The following is a 22144-nucleotide window of genomic DNA, read 5'->3' as shown; positions in this document are numbered from 1 at the left end:
CCGCGTCTCTTCCTGGTCACTTCCAGGAGGAATCAATGAACACCACCACGAAGTACGCCGCGACGGCGATGGCCGCCGCGCTCGGCGTGACCGTGCTCGCGGGCTGCGGCGGATCCGACGACGACGCCTCGGGTGCCGGGAACGCGAAGGCCTCCAAGACCGTGACCCTCGTCAGCCACGACTCCTTCAACGCCTCGGACGCGGTCCTCAAGGCGTTCACGAAGGAGACCGGCTACACGGTCAAGGTACTGAAGAGCGGTGACGCCGGTGCCGCGCTCAACCAGGAGATCCTGACCAAGGGATCCCCCCGCGGCGATGTGTTCTTCGGCGTCGACAACACGCTGCTCTCACGCGCCCTGGACAACGGACTGTTCACCCCGTACGAGGCGAAGGGGCTCGACCGCGTCGCGGCCGACACCCAGCTCGACGCGGACAAGCACCGGGTCACGCCCGTCGACACCGGCGACATCTGCGTCAACTACGACAAGAAGTACTTCGCCGACAAGAAGCTCGCGCCGCCGCAGTCGTTCGACGACCTGCTGAAGCCCGCGTACAAGAACCTCCTCGTCACCGAGAACGCCGCGACCTCCTCGCCCGGCCTCGGCTTCCTCCTCGGCACCGTCGCCACGTACGGCGAGGACGGCTACCAGGACTACTGGAAGAAGCTGAAGAGCAACGGCGTCAAGGTCGTCGACGGCTGGGAGCAGGCGTACAACGAGGAGTTCTCCGGCTCGGCCGGCGGCAAGAAGACCAAGGCGGACCGGCCGCTCGTCGTCTCGTACGCCTCCAGCCCGCCCGTCGAGGTGCTCTACGCGGAGCCGCAGCCCACCGAGGCACCGACCGGGGTCGCCACCGCAACCTGCTTCCGCCAGATCGAGTTCGCCGGCCTGCTGGACGGTGCGAAGAACGAGGCGGGCGGCAAGGCACTGCTGGACTTCCTGATCAGCAAGCAGTTCCAGGAGGACATGCCGCTCAACATGTTCGTGAACCCGGTCGCGAAGGACGCGGAGCTGCCGGAGCTCTTCACGAAGTTCGGTGCGACCGTCGACAAGCCGGCGACGGTGGACCCGGAGAAGATCGCCAAGAACCGTGAGCAGTGGGTCCAGTCGTGGTCCTCGCTCGTCGTGAAGTAGTCAAGCGTCCCTCGGCGAGGGGGAACGCGGCGCGGCTCGGCCTGATGGCCCTGCCCGTCGCGTTCTTCGCGCTGTTCTTCGCCTACCCCGTCGTCGCGATCGTCGGCCGGGGGCTCAAGACGGACGGCGACTGGCAGTTCGGCCGGATCGGCGAGGTGCTGAGCCGTCCGGACATCCTCGACGTCCTGTGGTTCACCACCTGGCAGGCCCTCGCGTCGACCGCGCTCACCCTGGTGATCGCGCTGCCGGGTGCCTATGTCTTCGCCCGGTTCGACTTCCCCGGCAAGCAACTGCTGCGAGCCGTCGTGACCGTGCCGTTCGTCCTGCCGACCGTCGTCGTCGGTACGGCGTTCCTGGCGCTGCTGGGACGCGGCGGATTCCTCGACGAGCTGTGGGGCGTCCGGCTCGACACCACGGTGTGGGCGATTCTCCTCGCCCATATCTTCTTCAACTACGCGGTCGTCGTACGGACCGTCGGCGGCCTGTGGTCGCAGCTCGACCCCCGTCAGGAGGAGGCCGCGCGGGTGCTCGGCGCCGGACGCCTCGCGGCCTGGCGGCGGGTGACCCTGCCCGCGCTGGCTCCTGCCGTGGCCGCCGCCGCCCTGATGGTCTTCCTCTTCACGTTCACCTCCTTCGGAGTCGTCCAGATCCTCGGCGGTCCCGCCTACTCCACCCTGGAGGTGGAGATCTACCGGCAGACCGCCCAGCTGCTCGATCTGCCGACGGCCGCCGTGCTGACCCTGGTGCAGTTCGCCGCGGTCGGCGGGATCCTCGCCGTACACGCGTGGACCGTACGGCGCAGGGAGACCGCACTGAAGCTCGTCGACCCGGCACAGACCTCCCGCCGGCCGCGCGGGGCCGGGCAGTGGGCCCTGTTCGGCGGCGTACTGCTGACCGTCGCCCTGCTCATCGTCGTGCCCCTCGGTGTGCTGGTGGAACGCTCCCTGGACACGTCCGGCGGCTACGGCTTCGGCTTCTACCGCGCGTTGCAGTCCGCCGAGGCGAGCGGCTCCACGTTCCTGGTCCCGCCGCTGGAGGCCATCTGGAACTCGCTGCAGTACGCGCTGGTCGCGACCCTCATCGCCCTCGTGATCGGCGGTCTCGCCGCGGCGGCGCTGACGAGGCGGGCAGGGCCACTGGTGCGCGGCTTCGACGCGCTGCTGATGCTGCCTCTCGGGGTGTCCGCCGTCACCGTCGGCTTCGGCTTCCTGATCACGCTCGACGAGCCGCCCCTGGACCTGCGTACGTCCTGGATCCTCGTACCGCTCGCCCAGGCGCTGGTGGGCGTCCCCTTCGTCGTACGGACCATGCTGCCCGTCCTGCGCGCGGTCGACGACCGGCTGCGGGAGGCCGCGGCGGTGCTCGGGGCCTCGCCGCCGCGGGCCTGGCGCGAGGTCGATCTGCCGCTGGTGCGGCGGGCGGTGCTGGTGGCGGCGGGCTTCGCGTTCGCCGTATCGCTCGGCGAGTTCGGCGCGACCGTGTTCATCGCACGCCCCGACAACCCCACCCTGCCGGTGGCGGTGGCCCGGCTGCTGGGGCGGTCCGGGGAGCTCAACTACGGGCAGGCGATGGCACTCAGCACGATCCTGATGCTCGTCTGCGCGGTGTCGCTGCTCCTGCTCGAACGTATCCGCACCGACCGATCGGGGGAGTTCTAGAGATGTTGGCACTGGATTCGGCCACGGTCCGCTTCGGGAAGCGGACCGCGCTGGACGCCGTGGACCTGGAGGTCGCCGAGCACGAGATCGTCTGTGTCCTCGGGCCCAGCGGCAGCGGGAAGTCGACGCTCCTGCGGGTCGTCGCGGGGCTGCAGCAACTGGACGGCGGACGGGTGCTCCTGGACGGCGCCGACCAGGCCGCCGTGCCGGTGCACCGGCGCGGGCTCGGGCTGATGTTCCAGGACCACCAGCTGTTCCCGCACCGGGACGTCGGCGCGAACGTGGCGTTCGGGCTGCGGATGCACGGGGTCTCCCGGGCCGAGCGGGACCGCAGGGCCGAGAAGCTCCTCGACCTCGTAGGCCTGCCCGGCGCCGGACGGCGGGCCGTCGCCGCCCTGTCGGGCGGCGAGCAGCAGCGTGTCGCCCTCGCCCGCGCGCTGGCACCCCGCCCGAAACTGCTGATGCTGGACGAGCCGCTCGGGCAGCTGGACCGGAGTCTGCGCGAACGGCTCGTCGTGGAGCTCCGCACCCTCTTCGGACGGCTCGGTACGACGGTCCTCGCCGTCACCCACGACCAGGGCGAAGCCTTCGCCCTCGCGGACCGGGTGGTGGTCATGCGGGACGGCCGGATCGCCCAGGAGGGGACCCCTCTGGAGGTCTGGCAGCGCCCGGCGTCCGCGTTCGTCGCCCGGTTCCTCGGCTTCGACAACGTGGTGGACGCGACGGTGACCGGCACGGCCGCCGACACGCCCTGGGGCAGGGTGCCGGTGCCCGGTGACTCTCCCCAGGGAGCGCGTGAGCTGCTGGTCCGGCCGGCCGGGGTACGGATCGGCGGTGCGCAGGAGGGGCTGACCTGCACGGTGGGCGCGCGCACGTTCCGGGGTCACCATGTCGCCGTGACCCTGCACCCCGCCGACGGGCCCGTCCTGGAGGCCGAGTGCGGGCTGCGGGACACCCCCGAGGAGGGGGCCAGGGTGGGCGTGACGTTCGACGCGGCGGAGACGGTGGTCCTGTCCCCGGCCCACGAGGTCTGACCCGTCCGGCTGGCGGAGCCCCCCGGAGCCTGGTCCCCTGGACACGGAACCGTCGGGAAGGGCAGGGATCATGACTGGATCAGCGCGCGAGGGCATCGACATCACCCGCGTCGTCGAGGCACCGCGGGACCGGGTCTTCGCCGCCTGGACGGTCCCCGAGGACTTCGCCGCCTGGTACGGGGGCGACGCGGACGTACCGCTGGACCGGTTGTCGATGGACGTCACGCCGGGCGGTGAGTGGAGCCTCGTCATCATCGTGCCCGGCGCGGAGATGCCGTTCCACGGCGTCTACCGTGAGGTGTCCGCCCCCGAGCGGCTCGCCTTCACGCTGAAGGACAGGAGCGCGCCCGCGGACGTCGAGGGTGAGAGGGTCACGGTCACCTTCACCGAGCTGAGCAGGAAGTCCACCGAGATGGTCTTCCAGCAGCGCGGCGGCAACCTCACGCCCGAGCAGTACGCGGCGGCCGAGGACGGCTGGGACGCCTTCTTCGACACCCTGGACGCCCACCTCGCCGCCCGCTGAGACAACGGAACCCCGGGCGCCGGCCGGTCAGCCCGTCAGCCGGGCGAGGGCCCCGGCTGCCTCCTCCACCGTGTCGACGAGCGCGATACGGGACTCCATCGCCCGGTCCGCCGCCAGTGCGCTCAGCAGCGGCCAGGCGGGCAGCTTCTCCGTCCAGTGCGCGCGGTTCACCAGCACCATCGGCGTGGGCGCGGAACGCGACTCGTAGTAGTTCGGCGTCGCGTTGTCGAAGATCTCCTGCACGGTCCCGGCGGCGCCGGGCAGAAAGATCACACCGGCGTTCGAGCGGGCCAGCAGCCCGTCCTCGCGCACGGCGTTCGCGAAGTACTTGGCGACGTGGTCGGCGAAGGCGTTCGGCGGCTCGTGGCCGTAGAACCAGGTCGGGATCGCGACCGAGGATCCACCGTCGGGCCATCGGCTCCGCACGGCGAAGGCCGCCGTCGCCCATTCGGTGACCGACGCGCTGAACGACGGCGAAGAGGCGAGGAGTTCGCAGGCCTTGAGCAGCATCGCGTCGGAGTGCGGGGCGGCGTACGCGCCGAGGTTGGCCGCCTCCATGGCACCCGGACCGCCGCCCGTCGCCACGGTCAGACCGCTGCGGGCCAGCTCCCTGCCGAGAGTGGCGGCGCCACGGTACGCCTCGGAACCGCGGGCCATCGCGTGGCCGCCCATCACGCCCACCACCCGGGCCCCGACCAGGTGTTCGTCCAGAGCGTCGGAGACCGCGTCGTCGTGGAGCGCCCGCAGCATCGAGGCGAAGACATCGCCGTTCGACTTGGTCAGCTGGAACCAGTCGTACGCCCGCGCGTCAGGCGTCGAGCCGTAACCGCCCTCCGCCAAGCCCTCGTAGAGGGCGTCGGGGGTGTAGAGCAGTCCGCGGTACGGGTCGAAGGGCAGTCCGGGCACTGGCGGGAAGACGAACGCCCCGTCCGCCCGTATCTTCGCCTCGGCACGGGGATCCATGCGGCAGCCGAGGAAGACCGCGCCCCGGGTCTCGGTCGCGAGGAGCGCCTCGCCCCGGCCGGTCAGGTCGACGGACTGGACACGATGGCCGGCCAGGGTTCCGGCGGCGACCGCCACGTCGAATGCGGTGAGCGTCTCGATCTCGACGCCGGGTGCGTACGTGTTCTCGTCCGGATTCTCCACGCCGCCATGCTACGGACAGCCCCGGCGCCGGGTCTCACCCCGTCAGAGGAAGGGCCGCCAGCTCCGCGATCACCCAGGTCAGAGGGGCGAAGACAGCCAGCAGCACCAGTGCCCGCAGCGCGGCGGCGGCGCGGAGAGAGGAAGCCGGGGCACCGAGCCGCAGCAGGGTCTCGGCCGTACGGGTCCGGGACTGTTTGGCCTCCAGCGCGGAGGTCAGCAGCGTCGCCGTCGTACAGCCCAGGACGAGTAGCGCGCCGAGCGCGGTGAGCGGGCCGAAGGGCCGCGGTCCGCCGTCGTACAGCACCGAGCCCGCGATCACCCCGGACAGCACCGCGCAGACGATCCCGAGCGGACGGCCGATCCGGCGCGCCTCGTCCATCAGGACCCTTCCCGCCAGCAGGCGTACGGCCCCGGGGCGCACCGCCTGGAGCAGCCGCCCGCAGAGATGGGTCAGACCGGGACCGGCCATGGCCAGGCCGATCGCCGTGAGGGTCCAGCCCACCAGCACGCTCGCCGGAGTGGAGTCCAGCTTCCCCGGCAGCGGGAAGGGACTGCCCGCCGAACCGCGGTTCGCGTACGCCTCGACAGCGAGGCCGGCCGCCGTCAGCGCGACTCCCCACGGGAGCCCCGTCGGCGCCGGTACGGGGGTGAGAAGCTCCTCCGCCTCCTGGGCCTCGGACGGTGCGACGGGCCGGGACCGCAGCGCGAGCCCGCTCGCCGCCGCCGAGGCCAGCGGCACGAGGGTCAGCAGCATCAGCGCGGCCGCCAGCGGCAACGGGGCCTCGGCGCCGAGGAGTTCGGCGGCACCGCCGTCGAACGGCAGCCCGGTCAGATCGCCCCGCAGATGGAGGAAGAAGAGCAGGGCGACCATCGAACCCAGCGTGGTGGACACCGCGGTGGACACGGCGGCGAGCACGCTCAGCCGGACCGGCCCGAACCCCACGGCGAAGAGCCCCGGGCGTGGGCGTGTACTCGGATCGGTACGCGCCACCGCGACAGCGAACTGCACCGTCGCGGCCAGCGGAACAGCACACCACAGCAGCCTCAGCACGGAGGTCGAGGCGTGCGCCGGGTGCGCGGAGGCGTACCCGAGGGTGCACAGGAGCAGGAAGCCGACACCGGCCGACGCGGCCGCGACGAGCAGCCGCCGCGTCAGGACCAGGGGATGGGAACCACGGGTCAGACGGAGAGCGAGCACGCCGAGCGGCCTTCCGTATCCGATACGGCGGGCAGGGCGACGGTGGTGACACGACGGCCGTCCAGCAGGGAGACCGCGCGGTCGGCGAGGGCGGCGACCTCGGCATCATGGGTGGCGATCACGACGGTGATGCCGTGGGACCGCGCCGCCGTGGTCAGGGTGCGCAGCAGCTGCGCGCGCTCCGGACGGTGGAGGGTCGCGGTCGGCTCGTCCGCGAAGATCACGGACGGTGACGCGGTCAGGGCACGGGCCACGGAGATCCGCTGACGCTGCGCCTGGAGCAGGGAGTGCGGGCGCTTCTTGGCGAGCATCCCGATGTCGAGGCGCTCGAGCCACTCCGTCGCGGCCTTCTTCGCCGCCCGGTGCGAGACACCCCGCAGCAGCAGCGGAAGAGCGGCGTTCTCCCAGGTGGTCAGCTCCGGCACGAGCTGGGGCTCGGCGGCGATCCAGCCGAAGCGGTCGCGGCGGAGCTGCTCGCGCAGCCGCGGGCCCATGGTGTGGATGGGGACGCTGTTGAACCAGACTTCGCCCTGCTGGGGCACCAACTGGCCGGAGAGGCAGTGCAGCAGCGTCGTCTTGCCGCTGCCCCGGGGGCCCGTGACGGCGAGGACCTCACCGTCACGGACGCCGAGGGAGACACCGCCGAGCCCCGGTGATCCGTTGTGGGAGTGCTGCAGGGAACGTGCCCAGATCACGTCGTTGTCCGGCGGGGCCACCATGGCGTACACCTCGGTTCAGATCAGATTTCCCGTTCCCCCGTACGGGGGAACGAAGACAGGGCCGATCGGTCACTCGGCACGCTAGGTAGTCGGAGCGGGGTGTCGGGACAGCACACGGCCCGGATGCACCCCTTCTCACTCGAACGGGTGCATCCGGGCCGTGTGGACCGTATGAAATGACTGCCGGAAGCGGTGCGCCCGGCGGCCGGGGCATCGGTCAGAGCTTCGTCCAGGCCTCCGTCAGGACGCCCCGCAGGATGCCCTCGATCTCGTCGAACGTCGACTGGTCGGAGATCAGCGGCGGAGCGAGCTGGACGACCGGGTCCCCGCGGTCGTCGGCCCGGCAGTACAGGCCGTTCTCGTACAGCGCCTTGGAGAGGAAGCCGTACAGGACGCGCTCGGTCTCCTCGTCGGTGAAGGTCTCCTTGGTGGCCTTGTCCTTCACCAGCTCGATGCCGTAGAAGAAGCCGTTGCCTCGGACGTCGCCGACGATCGGCAGGTCGTGCAGCTTCTGCAGCGTGGTGAGGAAGGCGTTCTCGTTGTCCAGGACGTGCTGGTTGAGACCCTCGCGCTCGAAGATGTCGAGGTTGGCGAGACCGACCGCTGCGGAGACCGGGTGGCCACCGAAGGTGTAGCCGTGCAGGAAGGTGTTGCCACCCTGGTAGAACGGCTCGGCCAGCCGGTCGGAGATGATGCAGGCGCCGATGGGGGAGTAGCCCGACGTCATGCCCTTGGCGCAGGTGATCATGTCCGGTACGTAGTCGAACTTGTCGCAGGCGAACATCGTGCCGAGCCGGCCGAAGGCGCAGATGACCTCGTCGGAGACGAGCAGCACGTCGTGCCGGTCGCAGATCTCGCGGACCCGCTGGAAGTAGCCGGGCGGGGGCGGGAAGCAGCCGCCGGCGTTCTGTACGGGCTCCAGGAAGACGGCCGCGACGGTGTCCGCACCCTCGAAGAGGATCTCCTGCTCGATCTGGTCGGCGGCCCAGCGGCCGAAGGCCTCCGGGTCGTCGCCGAAGAGCGGGGCGCGGTAGATGTTGGTGTTCGGGACCTTGTGCGCGCCGGGGACCAGCGGCTCGAAGGGGGCCTTGAGGGCCGGCAGACCGGTGATGGACAGGGCGCCCTGCGGAGTGCCGTGATAGGCGACCGCACGCGAGATGACCTTGTACTTGGTCGGCTTGCCCGTGAGCTTGAAGTACTGCTTGGCCAGCTTCCAGGCGGTCTCGACCGCCTCGCCGCCGCCTGTGGTGAAGAAGACCTTGTTGAGGTCGCCCGGCGCGTGGGTGGCGAGGCGCTCGGCGAGCTCGACGGCCTTCGGATGGGCGTAGGACCACACCGGGAAGAAGGCCAGCTCCTGCGCCTGCTTGTACGCGGCCTCGGCGAGCTCGTGGCGGCCGTGTCCGGCGTTCACCACGAAGAGGCCGGACAGGCCGTCGAGGTAGCGCTTGCCCTTGTCGTCGTAGATGTGGGTGCCCTCGCCACGCACGATGGTGGGAACGGGCGCGTTCTCGTAGTCCGACATGCGGGTGAAGTGCATCCACAGGTGGTCGTACGCGGTTCGGCTGAGGTCCTTGCTCACGGCTATCGGGTTCCCCACATGTAGGTCTGCTTCTTCAGCTTGAGGTAGACGAAGCTCTCGGTGGAGCGCACTCCGGGAACGGCCCGGATGCGTCTGTTGATCGTCTCCAGCAAGTGGTCGTCGTCCTCGCAGACGATCTCCACCATCAGGTCGAAGGAGCCCGCGGTCATCACCACGTACTCGCATTCGGTCATCGCCGACAGCGCCTCGGCCACGGGGTCGACATCACCCTCGACGTTGACGCCGACCATGGCCTGGCGCCGGAACCCCACGGTCAGCGGGTCCGTGACGGCGACGATCTGCATCACGCCCTGGTCGAGCAGCTTCTGGACGCGCTGGCGCACTGCCGCTTCGGAGAGGCCGACGGCCTTGCCTATCGCGGCGTACGGCCGACGTCCGTCCTCCTGGAGCTGTTCGATGATTGCGAGGGATACGGCATCGACCGCGGGTGACGATCCGTTCCCGGTCCTGGAGTCTGCGCTGCGACTGGCCACGCATCCACTCTGCACCCCGACTCGTCTGTCTGGCAAGCCCGAATCGATGAAATTCGTTGTCTGGGTGCCTGAATATCACCGAATCCGAAGTTCCCGGCGGGTGGGTATGTCGAAAGCGTCACCGCAGCGTTTAGGGTGGAAGTCTCACCCATCGGACAGCCGACAGGAGTGGTGGTTGTGACCACCGAGGTGCGCCGTCTGCGCAACTACATCAACGGAGAGTTCCGGGACGCCGCGGACCGCCGGACCATCGACGTGGTCAACCCGGTGACGGAGGAGGTCTACGCGACCTCCCCGCTCTCCGGACAGGCCGACGTCGATGCCGCCATGGACGCCGCTGCCGCCGCGTTCCCCGCATGGCGCGACGTGACCCCCGCCGAGCGCCAGAAGGCGCTGCTGAAGATCGCGGACGCGTTCGAGGAGAGGGCCGAGGACCTCATCGCGGCGGAGTCGGAGAACACGGGCAAGCCGCTGGAGCTCACCCGTACCGAAGAGATCCCGCCCATGGTGGACCAGATCCGCTTCTTCGCGGGTGCCGCCCGGCTGCTCGAGGGCCGTTCGGCCGGAGAGTACATGGAGGGCCTGACCTCGATCGTGCGCCGCGAGCCCGTGGGCGTCTGCGCGCAGGTCGCCCCGTGGAACTACCCGATGATGATGGCCGTCTGGAAGTTCGCCCCGGCCCTCGCCGCGGGCAACACCGTCGTCATCAAGCCGTCGGACACCACCCCGGCGTCGACCGTGCTGATCGCCGAGATCATCGGGCAGATCCTCCCCAAGGGCGTCTTCAACGTCATCTGCGGCGACCGTGAGACCGGCCGCGCGATGGTCGAGCACCGGACCCCGGCGATGGCGTCCATCACCGGCTCGGTACGCGCCGGTATGCAGGTGGCCGAGTCCGCGGCCAAGGACGTCAAGCGCGTCCACCTGGAGCTCGGTGGCAAGGCCCCGGTCGTGGTCTTCGAGGACACCGACATCGCCAAGGCCGTCGAGGGCATCTCCGTCGCGGGCTACTTCAACGCCGGCCAGGACTGTACGGCCGCGACCCGCGTCATGGTCCACGAGTCCATCCACGACGAGTTCGTCACCGCGCTCGCCAAGGCGGCGGCCGACACGAAGACCGGTCTGCCGGACGACGAGGACGTGCTGTACGGCCCGCTCAACAACGCCAACCAGCTGGCGCAGGTCAGCGGCTTCATCGAGCGCCTCCCCGCACACGCCAAGGTCGAGGCGGGCGGCCACCGGGTCGGCGACAAGGGCTACTTCTACGCCCCGACCGTCGTCTCCGGCCTCAAGCAGGACGACGAGATCATCCAGCACGAGGTCTTCGGCCCCGTCATCACCGTCCAGTCGTTCACGGACGAGGCCCAGGCGCTCGAGTACGCCAACGGCGTCGAGTACGCGCTGGCCTCCTCGGTGTGGACCAAGGACCACGCCCGCGCGATGCGGATGTCGAAGAACCTCGACTTCGGCTGCGTGTGGATCAACACCCACATCCCCCTCGTCGCCGAGATGCCGCACGGCGGATTCAAGAAGTCCGGCTACGGCAAGGACCTTTCGGCGTACGGCTTCGAGGACTACACCCGGATCAAGCACGTCATGACGTCGATCGGCGACTGACCGGCGCCGGCTGACGGCTGACGGACGTCGCGCGCGAACGGCCCCGGGCTGCGGTCCGGGGCCGTTCGCCGTCCCGGGGCCGTTCGCCGTTTTGGGCGCTTCCGGCGGATCGTGCGGGAGGTTCCGCGTCGCACGGCATGGACATGGTGTGCGGAAGGGGCCGCCTCCGCTGGACGGTTGGTCCATTGCCCGCCCTCGCGGGGGACGGGCATCCTGCGCGGGTGCGCTCGATTCCGGAACACCTCATGTCCCGTCGTTCCCTGCTGCGCGCCCTCGGCGCGGGAGCGGCCGGTACCGCCCTGGCCGGCTGCGGAGTGCCCGCCGCCTATGTGGAGCCCGGTGACCGCTCCGGACACGACAGCTCGGACCGCGACCACTCGCTCCACTTCGCCAACTGGCCGCTCTACATCGACACCGACGACGAGGACGAGTCGAAGCGGCCCACGCTCGACGCGTTCTCCCGGCGGACCGGGATCTCCGTCTCGTACACCGAGGAGATCAACGACAACGACGAGTTCTTCGGGAAGATCAGCCCGGCGCTGATGAACCACCAGTCGACGGGCCGGGACCTCGTCGTCGTCAGCGACTGGATGGCCGCCCGGTTCGTACGGCTCGGCTGGGTGCAGGAGATGGACCGCTCCAAGCAGCCCAATGTCGCCAAGTACCTGGACCCGCAGCTGCGTTCACCCGCCTTCGACGAGGGGCGCCTGCAGAGTGTGCCCTGGCAGTCCGGGATCACCGGCATCGCGTACAACCGCGAGAAGCTCGGGCGGGAGATCCGGCACACGAGCGAGCTCTGGGCGGACGACCTGCGCGGCAGGGTGACGCTGCTCTCCGGGCTCGACGAGGCGTTCGCCCTGCTCATGCAGGGCGACGGGGCCGACATCACCCGGTGGACCGCCGATGATTTCCACCGGATGTGCGAGCAGGTGGAGAAGCGCGTGAGGAGCCGGCACATCCGCCGTTTCACCGGCAACGACTACATCAAGGACCTGGCCAACGGCGACGTGCTCGCCTGCCAGGCGTACTCCGGGGACGTCATCCAGCTCCAGGCCGACAACCCCGGCATCGCGTTCGTGGTGCCCGAGGAGGGTGCCGAGCTCTGGGCGGAGTCGCTCATGATCCCCAACCTGGCCGCCCACAAGCGCAATGCGGAGAGGCTCGTCGACTACTACTACGAGCCGGAGGTCGCCGCCGAACTGGCCACCTGGGTCAACTACGTATGCCCGGTACCCGCCGCCCGCGAGATCCTGGCCTCCTCGAAGGACGAGGAGACCGCGGCGCTCGCCGAGGACCCTCTGATCTTCCCCGACGACGCGATGCGCGAACGGCTCGCCATCGCCCGCGACATCACCTCCGAGGAGCGCACCGGCTTCGCGAAGACGTGGAACTCCATCGTCGGCCTCTGAGCCTTCGGCGAGCCGCAGCGAGGTGCCGCCCGAGGTGCGCCGAAGGGTTCACCGGTGCCTCGCGCCTTCGAGCCCCACCCCCATTTTTGAACGTGTTCATGATGGGCGTACGCTGCGGGCATGAGCGAGCGAGCCCTCTTGCGGCGCATACGCGTGTGGTTGGTCCTCTTCATCGTCTGCCTGGTGCTGAGCGGTCTGACCGCCTTCCCGCTGGTGCACGAACTGAACTGGGTGGAGGACCTGCTGAGGTCCTCGGCCTCTCCCGTCCCCGAGCACTTCCCGGCCCTGATGGAATGGATCACCCGGGTCCGCACCGGCCTCGACGAGGCCGACGCGACGTACCCCTTCGTGCTCTACGGCACCGACTGGCTGGCCTTCGCCCACCTGGTCATCGCGGTCGCCTTCTACGGTCCCTACCGTGATCCGGTCCGCAACATCTGGGTCATCGAGTTCGGCATGATCGCCTGTGCCGGGATCATCCCGCTGGCCCTGATCTGCGGACCGATCCGGGACATCCCCTTCTGGTGGACCGTCATCGACATGTCCTTCGGGATCTTCGGCGTCATCCCGCTGTATGTCGTCCACCGCATGATCAAGCGACTGGAAGCGGTGCAGGCGGCGCCGGTGCCCGTCCCGGTGCCGGCCTGACCCGGCCGGCCGAGGGCCGACCGGGCCCGGCGGTCAACCGCCTTCGGCTCATCCGTCGGACGGGGCGCCGAAGGCGGCCACGACTATGTCCATCGCCGTGGCATTCATGTCCTGGCCCTTCGCGTCCGTCGAGTTGACGCTGTACACCAGCGTGCGGGACAGATCACGGGTCGCCGCCACCAGCGAGTTGTACCCGTGGCGGCCTCCCGTCTTCCCCCACACCTCACGCCCGCCCAGCGTCATCACACTCAGGCCCGCGCCGAACTGGGCGGGCTTGCCGGTTCCGTACGTACGCACCGAGGGGTCGGGAAGCGTGAACATCTCCTCCAGCAGCGGACCGCGCACCACCTGCCCCCGGAACAGTGCGGTGATGAAGCGCTCCAGGTCCACGGTGGTCGAGATGATGTCCCCCGCCGCCCAGCCGTCGGTGGGGCCCCACACCGACACGTCCCGCAGCTCCGTCCCACCGCCGGGTGCGGCGAACACCTGGTAGCCGTGGTTGTGCGGGCCACGGATACGCGGGTCGGTGCCGGGGAACGACGTGGAGTGCAGACCCAGCGGGCGCAGGACGCGCTCACTCACCTGGTGGGCGTAGGAGTCGCCGGTCACCCGCTCGATCAGGAGTCCCAGCACCGTGTAGTTGATGTTGAGGTAGTGCTGGCTCCGGCCGGGGACGAACTCCGGCTCCTCGGCCGTGGCCGAGGCGACCATGCCGCGCGGTGTGTACAGGTCGAAGCGGTGCGCGTACCACTCCTCGATGGTCCCTCCGGGCATGCCCGCGGCCGGTATCCCGCTGGTGTGGTTGAGCAGCTGCCGGACGGTGACCTGCCCGTACGCGGCGGGGATCAGGTCCGGGAGGTAGTGCCTGGCCGTCCGGTCGAGGTCCAGCTTCCCCTCGCCCGCCAGCTGCAGGGCCGTGGCCGCGGTGAAGATCTTGGTCACCGATCCGGCCCGGAACCGTGCCCGCGGATCGGCCGGACGGTTCGAGTCCAGATCGTGCACACCCGAGCTGCCGCGCCAGGTGCCGTCCCTGCCGCCCACCCGTACGAGCGCGGCGGTGGCGTCCTCGGCGGGGAGGCCGGAGATCGCGGCGCGCAGTGCCGCCGCCCCGGGGATCTCAGGGGAGCTCGCACCGGCCGGTGGGGCAGGCGCAGGGCCGTTCGCCAGGGCGGGCGCGGCCGGGCCCGCCACGACGGCCAGGACGAGGGCTCCGGCGAGAAGCGTGCGGGTGCGGGTGTTCATCGGTGCCTCCGGGGGGTGGAATCCGTAACTGCTCGACGGATCCATCCTGTTCGTCCCCGGCCCTCGGCGGATCACCCGACCGAGGGGTCCTGCGGGGGAGGTCTCCTCCCCCGGGCGGGGGAGGACGGAGCGGCCCCTCCCTCCGGCGAGGGAGCGACGAGCCCTGTCTCGTACGCGCAGATGACCGCCTGGATGCGGTCCCGCAGCCCCAGTTTGGACAGCACGTTGCCCACGTGGGTCTTGACCGTGTGCTCGCTGACCACGAGCGCGGCCGCGATCTCCGCGTTGGACAGGCCTCGCGCCAGATGCAGCAGCGTCTCCCGCTCGCGGGCGGTGAGCGCCGCCAGCCGTTCCGGCTCCGGCGCGGACCGGACCGCCGGGCGCGAGGTGTACTCGGCGATCAGCCGACGGGCCACGGACGGGGCGAGCAGCGAGTCCCCTGCGGCCACCACCCTGACCGCGTGCACCAGGTCGTCGCGCCGGACATCCTTGAGCAGAAACCCGCTCGCGCCCGCGTGCAGCGCCTCGTAGACGTACTCGTCCGAGTCGAACGTCGTCAGCATGACCGTGCGGCAGGCGGTCTGCGCACTGATGGCCCGGCAGGACTCGATACCGTCCATGACGGGCATACGGATGTCCAGCAGCGCCACGTCCGGCCGTAGCCTGCGCACCGCGTCCAACGCCTGTGCGCCGTCCCCCGCCTCGGCGAGGACCTCGATGTCGGGCTGCGCGTCCAGGATCATCGCGAAGCCGCTGCGCACCAGTTCCTGGTCGTCGGCCACCACCACACGGATCGTCAACTCCCCACCCCCTCGACGGAGGTTACAAGGGGCAGGGTGACGAGGACCTGGAAGCCCTCGCCCCCGGGGCCCGCCCCGGCCAGGGCCGTGCCGCCGTGCGCGGCCGCCCGCTCACGGATGCCGGCCAGCCCGAGCCCGGTCGTGGTCCCCGGGCCCCGCCCGTCGTCCGTGACGGTGATGGTCAGCCCGGTCGTGGCGTAGCCGAGTTCGACCCGCGCGTGGTGTGCCCCGGCGTGTTTGACGACGTTCGTCAGGGCCTCCTGCACGATCCGGTAGACAGTGGCCTCCGTGTCCGCGGGAAGCGGCCGCGGCTGCCCCGTCGTCGTGCAGGTCACCGCCGGGCCCCCGGACCGTACCCGCTCCAGCAGACCCGGCAGCTCGGCCAGCACGGGCTGCGGAGAACGCGGCGGGGGCGGCTGTCCGGGACCTTCCTCCCGCAGCACGCCCAGCATCCGGCGCAGCTGCATCATCGCGTCCCGGCCGGTTTCCGAGATGGCGTCGAACGCGGCCTCCGCCCGCTCCGGCGCCGTACGCACCGCGACCGGGCCGGCCTCAGCCTGCACGATCATCAGGCTCACGGCGTGGGAGAGGATGTCGTGCATCTCCCGGGCGATACGGGCCCGTTCCCGCGCGGTGGCCTGCTCCGCCTCGATCCGGTGGGTCTCCTCCCGTTGCCGCGCCCGGTCCTCCATCGCCCGGATGTACGCCTTGCGGGTGTGGGTGAACCGCCCGAAGGCGTACGCCGCCGCGAACACGAACAGCGAGAACAGCAGCTCCCTGGCCTCCCCGGTGTTGTTCGCCACCGACGGGAACACCGCTGCCAGGACCAGCGCCGCCACCGCCGCCCGCCGCCGCGGCGAGGACAGCTCGGCCACGGTGTAGAAGGCCACCAGCCCGGTGTACGGCAGGGGCTGTCCGGGGCCGTCGACGGAGAGCTTGTACAGGGCGCCGGCCGCGAGCACCAGGAGCAGCACGGAGACCGGGGCGCGCCGGCGGGCCACCAGCGGCAGAACGGTCAGCGTCGTCAGACCGTACGAGAGCCAGGTGGCCTCCGGCAGGTCCGCCGAGCGGGGCACCACGAACGGCATGGTGACGGCGGCCTGCACCAGAAGGGCGACGCCGACGTCGACGGCCCACGCCCGCCGCTGAAGCCACCGGCTGCCCGGTATCCGCATCAGGGCTTCCGGCCCACAGCCCCGAACTGGGCGACCTCGGGTCCCCCGGTGCGGGCGTCGGCGTGCCAGCGCGAGCACGACACGATGCCCGGGTCCAGGATGTCCAGGCCGTCCAGGAAAGAGGCGAACTCGAAGCGGCTGCGGGCGGTGATCGGTGGGGTGGCGTTCTTGTTCCAGAAGCTCATCGCGGCCTCGTTGCCCTCGCCGCCCAGCTCCAGCGTGGGGTGGGTGAGCACCAGGTGGCTGCCGGACGGCAGCGCGTCCATCAGCCCGGTCACGGCGGAACGCGCCTCGTCCGTGTCCAGGACGAAGTTGAGGATGCCGAGCATCATCACCGCGACCGGGCGCCGCAGATCCAGGGTCCGTTCCGCGGCGCGCAGGATGCGCTCCGTGTCGCGGGCGTCCGCGTCGAGGTACTCGGTGGCCCCTTCGGGCGAGCTGGTGAGCAGGGAGCGTGCGTGCGCGAGCACCGTCGGGTCGTTGTCGACATAGACGATGCGGGCGTCGGGCGCCGTGTGCTGGGCCACCTCATGGGTGTTGTTCACCGTCGGCAGGCCGGTGCCTATGTCCAGGAACTGGCCGATGCCGACGTCCCCGGCCAGATGGTGGACCACCCGGCCGAGGAACGCGCGGTCTGCGCGGGCCACTTCGCCGATGCTCGGATACATGGCGGTCACCCGGTCGCCGACCACACGGTCCACGGGGTAGTTGTCCTGGCCGCCCAGCCAGTAGTTCCACACCCGGGAGTTGTGGGCGATGTCGGAACGGACACGGGCGGATGCCGTGCGGGGGTCGGTCACTTCTGCTCCTCGGGCGCCGGTGGGGGACATCACGAATGACGCGGCACCCATGATGCCGGACCGATCAAGAGGCGTCCCCGGACGGGGAGTTGGCCAGCTGGGCGCGCAGGACGTCGATCCGGTTGGTGGTGACCGAGTCGACGCCGTACGCGACCAGTCGGCGCATGGTGCGCCTGGTGTCGGCCGTCCAGGCGGAGACGAGCAGCCCGTCCCGGTGGACACGGTCCGTCAGTTCGGGGCTCAGCAGACCGAACCGGTAGTTCAGCCAGTGCGGTTTCACGGTGTCGAGCAGTACGGGGCGGGGCGGGGCGAGCGACGTCCAGGTCAGCGCGATCTCCGCGGACGGGTCCGCGGCGCGTACCCGCAGCATGGCCGCCGGGCCCGCGCAGTAGTAGACACGCTCGCCCGCCCCGCACTCGCGGACCACGCCGACGACGGCGCGTACCGAGGCGTCCGTGGAACCGGGCAGATCCACCATGACCCGGTGGGCGCCGACGGCGGACAGTGCCTCGCGCAGGGTGGGGACCCCGCCGCCGGTCACCTCCACGAGCTCCCGGTGTTCGATCCGGTCCAGGTGGATGTCGTGACCCCACAGACGCTCCAGCGTGGCGTCGTGGAGGAGGACGGGCACCCCGTCACGGGTGACGCGGACATCGATCTCCACCGCGTCGGCCCCCCGTTCGAGGGCCGAGCGGATCGACGGGAGCGTGTTCTCGCGGGCACGGTACGGATCGCCGCGATGTCCCACGGCGGTGACAGTGGTGGCCATGCGTCCATTGTGACCTCGGAGGTCACCGGCCGGGCGCCTCCAGCCAGTTCGTCGTGTACGTGTCGATCTCGGCGGCCAGTGTGCGCTTGCCCGCCGGGTCCAGGTACGAGGCCTCCACCGCGTTCTTGGCCAGACCGGCCACACCGCGCTCGTCCAGATCCAACAGCCGGGCCGCCACCGCGTACTCGTTGTTGAGGTCGGTACCGAACATCGGCGGGTCGTCGCTGTTGATCGTGACGAGAACCCCTGCCCGGACCATCTCCTTCACCGGGTGCTGTTCGATGTCGGCGACGGCGCGGGTCGCGATGTTCGACGTCGGGCAGACCTCCAGGGCGATGCGGTGCTCGGCGAGGTGGGCCAGCAGCTTCGGGTCCTGGACGGAGCTGGTGCCGTGGCCGATGCGCTCGGCGCGCAGCGCGGTGAGCGCGTCCCAGACGGTCTGCGGCCCCGTGGTCTCCCCGGCGTGCGGAACGGAGTGCAGGCCCTCGGCGATCGCGCGGTCGAAGTAGGGCTTGAACTGGGGGCGGTCCACCCCGACCTCGGGCCCACCGAGACCGAAGGAGACGAGCCCCTCGGGCCGCAGGTCCACGGCGAGCCGGGTGGTCTCCTCGGCGGCCTCGAGTCCGGCCTCGCCCGGGATGTCGAAGCACCAGCGGAGGACGACCCCGAGCTCGGCCTCGGCGCACTTCCGCGCGTCCTCGATCGCCTCCATGAAGCCCTGCTCCGGGATGCCCCGGCGGGTCGAGCTGAAGGGGGTCACGGTCAGTTCCGCGTACCGGATGTTCTGCCGCGCCATGTCCCGGGCGACCTCGAACGTCAGCAGCCGGACGTCCTCGGGGGTGCGGATCAGGTCCACCACGGAGAGGTAGACGTCGATGAAGTGACCGAAGTCGGTGAAGGTGAAGAAGTCCGACAGCGCCTCCGGGTCCGTGGGGACCTTGGAGTCGGGGTGGTGGGCAGCCAGCTCGGCCACGATGCGGGGCGAGGCGGAACCGACGTGGTGCACGTGGAGCTCGGCCTTGGGCAGCCCCGCGATGAAGGGGTGCAGATCGTTCATCGGATTCTCCCGGATCTCGTGTATCGGCCGGGCAATCACCGGCTGCGTCGATCATCGTAGGCGGGGCCCGGCTGCCGTGGGGCGGGCCGTAGCATGGCGGGACCACGATGGGGGAGGCCCATGTCAGACAACACACAGCAGCCCGGGGGCGGGCCGCGCGATCCGTGGGCACCGCCGGAGAGCAGGGTGGAGCTGGGCAAGGCGGCCGACGCCCGTCCGCCTGGGGTGCACGACCAGCAGACCGTCACGTCCATGCCGGGCGTCGATCCGGGGACCGGGCAGATACCGGGGGCGGGCGGAGGCTTCGGACCGCCGACGGCCGACGTACCGCCGCCGCCGATCGCACCGAACGGACCGGGACAGCCCGCCCCGCCGCCCGCCGGACAGTACGGCTACCCGGCGGCGCCCGCGGCGCCCACCGCTCCGTACGGCGGCTACCCGGGATACCCCGGCTACGGCGGCCAGCCGGCCTGGGGCCCGGCACCCGCGAACGGGCTCGGCATCGCGGCGATGGTGCTCGGCATCATCGCGGTGGTCGGCTTCTGCATGTGGGGACTCGGCATCATCCTCGGGATCCTCGCGCTGATCTTCGGCATCATCGGCCGGGGCCGCGCCAAGCGGGGCGAGGCGACCAACGGCGGCATGGCGCTCGCCGGGATCATCCTGGGCTCGATCTCCATTCTCATCAGCGCGGTGTTCCTCGGATTCCTGATCTGGGCCATCGCCAACGAGGAGTCCGGCAGCAGCGACTACGACTACGACGACCCGTACGCGACCTCACTGGTCGTCGGCGCCGCGCGCTGACCGCAGGAACCGCCCGTGGCGGGACCGGGGATCTCCTCCCCGGCCCCGCCACGGGCCGTTTCATGTCGTGCGCAGCCGCGTACGCGCCTCCATGAGGGCGAAGCCCAGGAGATTCAGCCCCCGCCACGCCGCCGGGTCCGCGGTCCTCGCATCGTCCTTGGCCAGTCCGATGCCCCAGATCCGGTCCATGGGGCTCGCCTCGACCAGCACACGGTCCCCCGTCCCCAGCAGGAACGCGCGCAGTGCCGGGTCCTGGCCGAACTTGTGGACGCTTCCCTCCACCACCAGCGCGAACCGCTCGCGCACCCAGACGCCGTCGTCGAAGCCCCGTACCAGCCGGCCCACCTTCTTCGCCGCCGCCGGGCTGCTCGCCGCCACGGCCCGGCGCTCCGCCTCCTCGTCGCCGAAGAGCCGTGCCTTGCCGGCCATCATCCAGTGCTCCGCCGACGCGTAGGTCACCGAATCCACCGTGAACGGCGCGGGCCACCACTGGCTGAGGCAGCTCTCGCCGAGACGGCCGTCCGCGCGGGGCCGGTGTCCCCAGAACGGCAGGTACTTCATGCGCTCCCCGCGTGCCGCGCGCGCCAGCAGGCCGTCCATGTGTTCCTGTCCCATGGCAGCCGAGTCTGGCATCCGCCACTGACAGTCCGTATGGGGATTTCCGTACCCACACGACACATGGTCGACAGATTCCGTCGCGTAACCAAAAGGAAACAACGGAATCCCTTGTTGGTAGAGGTCTGCTCTGTCAGGATCGGCACTCAATTCGGGAAGAAGCTACGCCGCCCCCGGATCACGGGGACAGCGGAGGAGAACGTCATGGCTAACGGCTTCCAGGTGCAGGACCGCTTCGCGAAGGGTGCGCAGTACATCGGCGGGACGCTGCTGCCCGGCACATCGGGCCACCACCAGGAGGTGGTCGACCCCGCGACGGGCAGGACGGTCTACCGCTACGAGCTCGCCGGTACCGACGATGTCGACGCGGCCGTCGCCGCCGCCCGCGCGGCGTTCCCCGCGTGGTCCGGGACCACCCCGGCCGAGCGGTCCGGACTGCTGCACCGCTTCGCCGCCGTACTCGACGCGCAGGCCGCCGACTTCGCGTACGCCGAATCCCTGCAGTGCGGCAAGCCCGTCAAGCTCTCCACCGAGTTCGACGTGCCCGGCACTGTCGACAACACCTCCTTCTTCGCGGGCGCCGCCCGCAATCTGGAGGGAAAGTCGGCCGGCGAGTACAGCGGGGACCACACCTCCTACGTACGACGCGAGGCGATCGGGGTCGTCGGCTCCATCGCTCCCTGGAACTACCCGCTCCAGATGGCCGCCTGGAAGATCCTCCCGGCCGTCGCGGCGGGCAACACCATCGTGCTGAAGCCCGCCGAGATCACCCCGCTGACCTCCTTGATGTTCGCCCAGGCGGCCACCGAGGCAGGCATCCCGGACGGAGTGATCAACATCGTCTGCGGCGCCGGAAAGGTCGCGGGTGAGCACCTCGTCGGCCATCCCGACGTCGTCATGACCTCGTTCACCGGCTCCACGGCCGTCGGCAAGCGCGTCGCCGAGATCGCGGCCTCCACCGTCACACGCCTCCACCTGGAGCTCGGCGGCAAGGCGCCCTTCCTGGTGTTCGACGACGCCGACCTCGACGCCGCGGTCAACGGAGCGGTCGCCGGCTCTCTCATCAACACCGGCCAGGACTGCACCGCCGCCACCCGCGCGTACGTCCAGCGCCCGCTGTACGACGCCTTCGTGGCGGGAGTCGCCGAACTGATGGAGAGCGTGCGGCTCGGCGACCCCTTCGACCCGTCGACCGACCTCGGCCCGCTGATCAGCCACGCACAGCGTGACCGCGTCGCCGCCTTCGTGGAGCGCGCCCGGGCGTACGCCACCGTCGTCACCGGCGGCGAGGCCCCCGGGGGAGACCTCGCGGCCGGCGCCTACTACCGGCCGACACTGATCAAGGACGCCGCCCAGGACAGCGAGATCGTGAACTCGGAGATCTTCGGTCCGGTCCTGGTCGTGCTGCCCTTCGACACCGACGACGAGGGAATCCGCCTCGCCAACGACACCCCGTACGGACTCGCCGCCTCCGCATGGACCCGCGACCTGTACCGGGCGAACCGCGCCACCCGTGAGATCGGGGCGGGCTGCGTGTGGATCAACGACCACATCCCGATCATCAGCGAGATGCCGCACGGCGGCTACAAGGCCAGCGGCTTCGGCAAGGACATGTCGTCGTACTCCTTCGACGAGTACACGCAGGTCAAACACGTCATGTACGACAACTCCGCGGTGGCCAGGAAGGACTGGCACCGCACCGTCTTCGGGGACCGATAGCAACG

The 22144-nt window shown here is 70.5% G+C and carries 21 protein-coding genes; 9 read left to right on the top strand and 12 right to left on the bottom strand.

Features of this window, described 5'->3' with window-relative positions; genetic code table 11:
- Positions 1–35 precede the first annotated feature (35 nt).
- From ACFW9O_RS28720 to ACFW9O_RS28705, 4 genes are all read left to right on the top strand, one after another.
- Positions 36–1133, top strand: coding sequence for a thiamine ABC transporter substrate binding subunit (locus tag ACFW9O_RS28720; RefSeq protein ID WP_384613370.1), 1098 nt, complete (start codon positions 36–38; stop codon positions 1131–1133).
- A 44-nt stretch (positions 1134–1177) separates the two neighbouring features.
- Positions 1178–2791 carry an ABC transporter permease gene (locus ACFW9O_RS28715; RefSeq protein WP_384613368.1) on the top strand — a complete coding sequence of 538 codons (1614 nt, stop codon included), beginning with the start codon at positions 1178–1180 and terminating at the stop codon, positions 2789–2791.
- A 2-nt stretch (positions 2792–2793) separates the two neighbouring features.
- Positions 2794–3825 (top strand): ABC transporter ATP-binding protein, encoded by a 1032-nt coding sequence (locus tag ACFW9O_RS28710; RefSeq protein ID WP_384613366.1) that lies wholly within the window; start codon positions 2794–2796, stop codon positions 3823–3825.
- A 70-nt stretch (positions 3826–3895) separates the two neighbouring features.
- Entirely contained in the window at positions 3896–4348 is a 453-nt protein-coding gene (locus ACFW9O_RS28705; RefSeq protein WP_384613364.1) for an SRPBCC domain-containing protein, read from the top strand.
- 27 nt (positions 4349–4375) lie between these two features.
- On the opposite strand, the gene ACFW9O_RS28700 is transcribed toward ACFW9O_RS28705, so the two are convergent.
- From ACFW9O_RS28700 to ACFW9O_RS28680, 5 genes are all read right to left on the bottom strand, one after another.
- A complete protein-coding gene (locus ACFW9O_RS28700) occupies positions 4376–5494 on the bottom strand; it encodes an LOG family protein (RefSeq protein WP_384613362.1) in 1119 nt (372 codons plus the stop codon).
- A 34-nt stretch (positions 5495–5528) separates the two neighbouring features.
- Entirely contained in the window at positions 5529–6692 is a 1164-nt protein-coding gene (locus tag ACFW9O_RS28695) for a hypothetical protein (protein WP_384613360.1), read from the bottom strand.
- The gene (locus ACFW9O_RS28690; protein ID WP_384613358.1) at positions 6674–7411 is read right to left on the bottom strand and encodes an ABC transporter ATP-binding protein; all 738 of its coding nucleotides are present in this window, start codon (positions 7409–7411) and stop codon (positions 6674–6676) included. The genes ACFW9O_RS28695 and ACFW9O_RS28690 overlap by 19 nt, the downstream gene beginning before the upstream one ends.
- 217 nt (positions 7412–7628) lie before the next feature.
- Entirely contained in the window at positions 7629–9008 is a 1380-nt protein-coding gene (locus ACFW9O_RS28685; protein WP_384613356.1) for an aspartate aminotransferase family protein, read from the bottom strand.
- A complete protein-coding gene (locus ACFW9O_RS28680; protein ID WP_383177361.1) occupies positions 8993–9484 on the bottom strand; it encodes an Lrp/AsnC family transcriptional regulator in 492 nt (163 codons plus the stop codon). The genes ACFW9O_RS28685 and ACFW9O_RS28680 overlap by 16 nt, the downstream gene beginning before the upstream one ends.
- Before the next feature lie 177 nt (positions 9485–9661).
- Between ACFW9O_RS28680 and ACFW9O_RS28675 the strand changes: the two genes are divergently transcribed.
- From ACFW9O_RS28675 to ACFW9O_RS28665, 3 genes are all read left to right on the top strand, one after another.
- Positions 9662–11101, top strand: a complete 1440-nt coding sequence (locus tag ACFW9O_RS28675) for a gamma-aminobutyraldehyde dehydrogenase (protein WP_384613354.1) — start codon at positions 9662–9664, stop codon at positions 11099–11101.
- 245 nt (positions 11102–11346) lie between these two features.
- Positions 11347–12510 carry a spermidine/putrescine ABC transporter substrate-binding protein gene (locus ACFW9O_RS28670; RefSeq protein ID WP_384613353.1) on the top strand — a complete coding sequence of 388 codons (1164 nt, stop codon included), beginning with the start codon at positions 11347–11349 and terminating at the stop codon, positions 12508–12510.
- A 120-nt stretch (positions 12511–12630) separates the two neighbouring features.
- A complete protein-coding gene (locus ACFW9O_RS28665) occupies positions 12631–13158 on the top strand; it encodes a hypothetical protein (protein ID WP_384613352.1) in 528 nt (175 codons plus the stop codon).
- 48 nt (positions 13159–13206) lie between these two features.
- On the opposite strand, the gene ACFW9O_RS28660 is transcribed toward ACFW9O_RS28665, so the two are convergent.
- The 6 genes from ACFW9O_RS28660 to ACFW9O_RS28635 form a co-directional block, all read right to left on the bottom strand.
- On the bottom strand, positions 13207–14400 hold the full coding sequence (locus ACFW9O_RS28660) for a serine hydrolase domain-containing protein (RefSeq protein WP_384613350.1): 1194 nt from the start codon (positions 14398–14400) through the stop codon (positions 13207–13209).
- Between the two features lie 71 nt (positions 14401–14471).
- Positions 14472–15200, bottom strand: coding sequence for a response regulator (locus ACFW9O_RS28655; protein WP_384613348.1), 729 nt, complete (start codon positions 15198–15200; stop codon positions 14472–14474).
- Positions 15197–16375, bottom strand: coding sequence for a sensor histidine kinase (locus ACFW9O_RS28650; RefSeq protein ID WP_384613346.1), 1179 nt, complete (start codon positions 16373–16375; stop codon positions 15197–15199). Before ACFW9O_RS28650 ends, ACFW9O_RS28655 begins: the two co-directional genes overlap by 4 nt.
- Positions 16375–17205 carry an SAM-dependent methyltransferase gene (locus ACFW9O_RS28645; RefSeq protein ID WP_351176202.1) on the bottom strand — a complete coding sequence of 277 codons (831 nt, stop codon included), beginning with the start codon at positions 17203–17205 and terminating at the stop codon, positions 16375–16377. The genes ACFW9O_RS28650 and ACFW9O_RS28645 overlap by 1 nt, the downstream gene beginning before the upstream one ends.
- A 34-nt stretch (positions 17206–17239) precedes the next feature.
- Positions 17240–17944: a glycerophosphodiester phosphodiesterase gene (locus tag ACFW9O_RS28640; protein ID WP_384613344.1), complete on the bottom strand. Its 705-nt coding sequence runs from the start codon at positions 17942–17944 to the stop codon at positions 17240–17242.
- Positions 17945–17966: 22 nt separating this feature from the next.
- Positions 17967–19001: an adenosine deaminase gene (locus ACFW9O_RS28635; protein WP_384613342.1), complete on the bottom strand. Its 1035-nt coding sequence runs from the start codon at positions 18999–19001 to the stop codon at positions 17967–17969.
- A 120-nt stretch (positions 19002–19121) separates the two neighbouring features.
- Here ACFW9O_RS28635 and ACFW9O_RS28630 point away from each other — a divergent pair, with 120 nt between their 5' ends.
- Positions 19122–19805, top strand: a complete 684-nt coding sequence (locus tag ACFW9O_RS28630) for a DUF4190 domain-containing protein (RefSeq protein WP_384613341.1) — start codon at positions 19122–19124, stop codon at positions 19803–19805.
- Between the two features lie 60 nt (positions 19806–19865).
- Here the strand turns inward: ACFW9O_RS28630 and ACFW9O_RS28625 are convergent, their stop codons facing one another.
- Positions 19866–20405 carry an NADAR family protein gene (locus ACFW9O_RS28625; RefSeq protein ID WP_384613428.1) on the bottom strand — a complete coding sequence of 180 codons (540 nt, stop codon included), beginning with the start codon at positions 20403–20405 and terminating at the stop codon, positions 19866–19868.
- Positions 20406–20624: 219 nt separating this feature from the next.
- Here ACFW9O_RS28625 and ACFW9O_RS28620 point away from each other — a divergent pair, with 219 nt between their 5' ends.
- The gene (locus ACFW9O_RS28620) at positions 20625–22139 is read left to right on the top strand and encodes a gamma-aminobutyraldehyde dehydrogenase (protein WP_384613340.1); all 1515 of its coding nucleotides are present in this window, start codon (positions 20625–20627) and stop codon (positions 22137–22139) included.
- Positions 22140–22144: the final 5 nt, after the last annotated feature.

The sequence above is a fragment of the Streptomyces sp. NPDC059499 genome, from assembly GCF_042749285.1.
In the GTDB taxonomy this organism is placed as follows: Bacteria; Actinomycetota; Actinomycetes; order Streptomycetales; family Streptomycetaceae; genus Streptomyces.
Note: the sequence above shows the minus strand (reverse complement) of the source record. Positions and strands in the feature narration are given on the sequence as shown.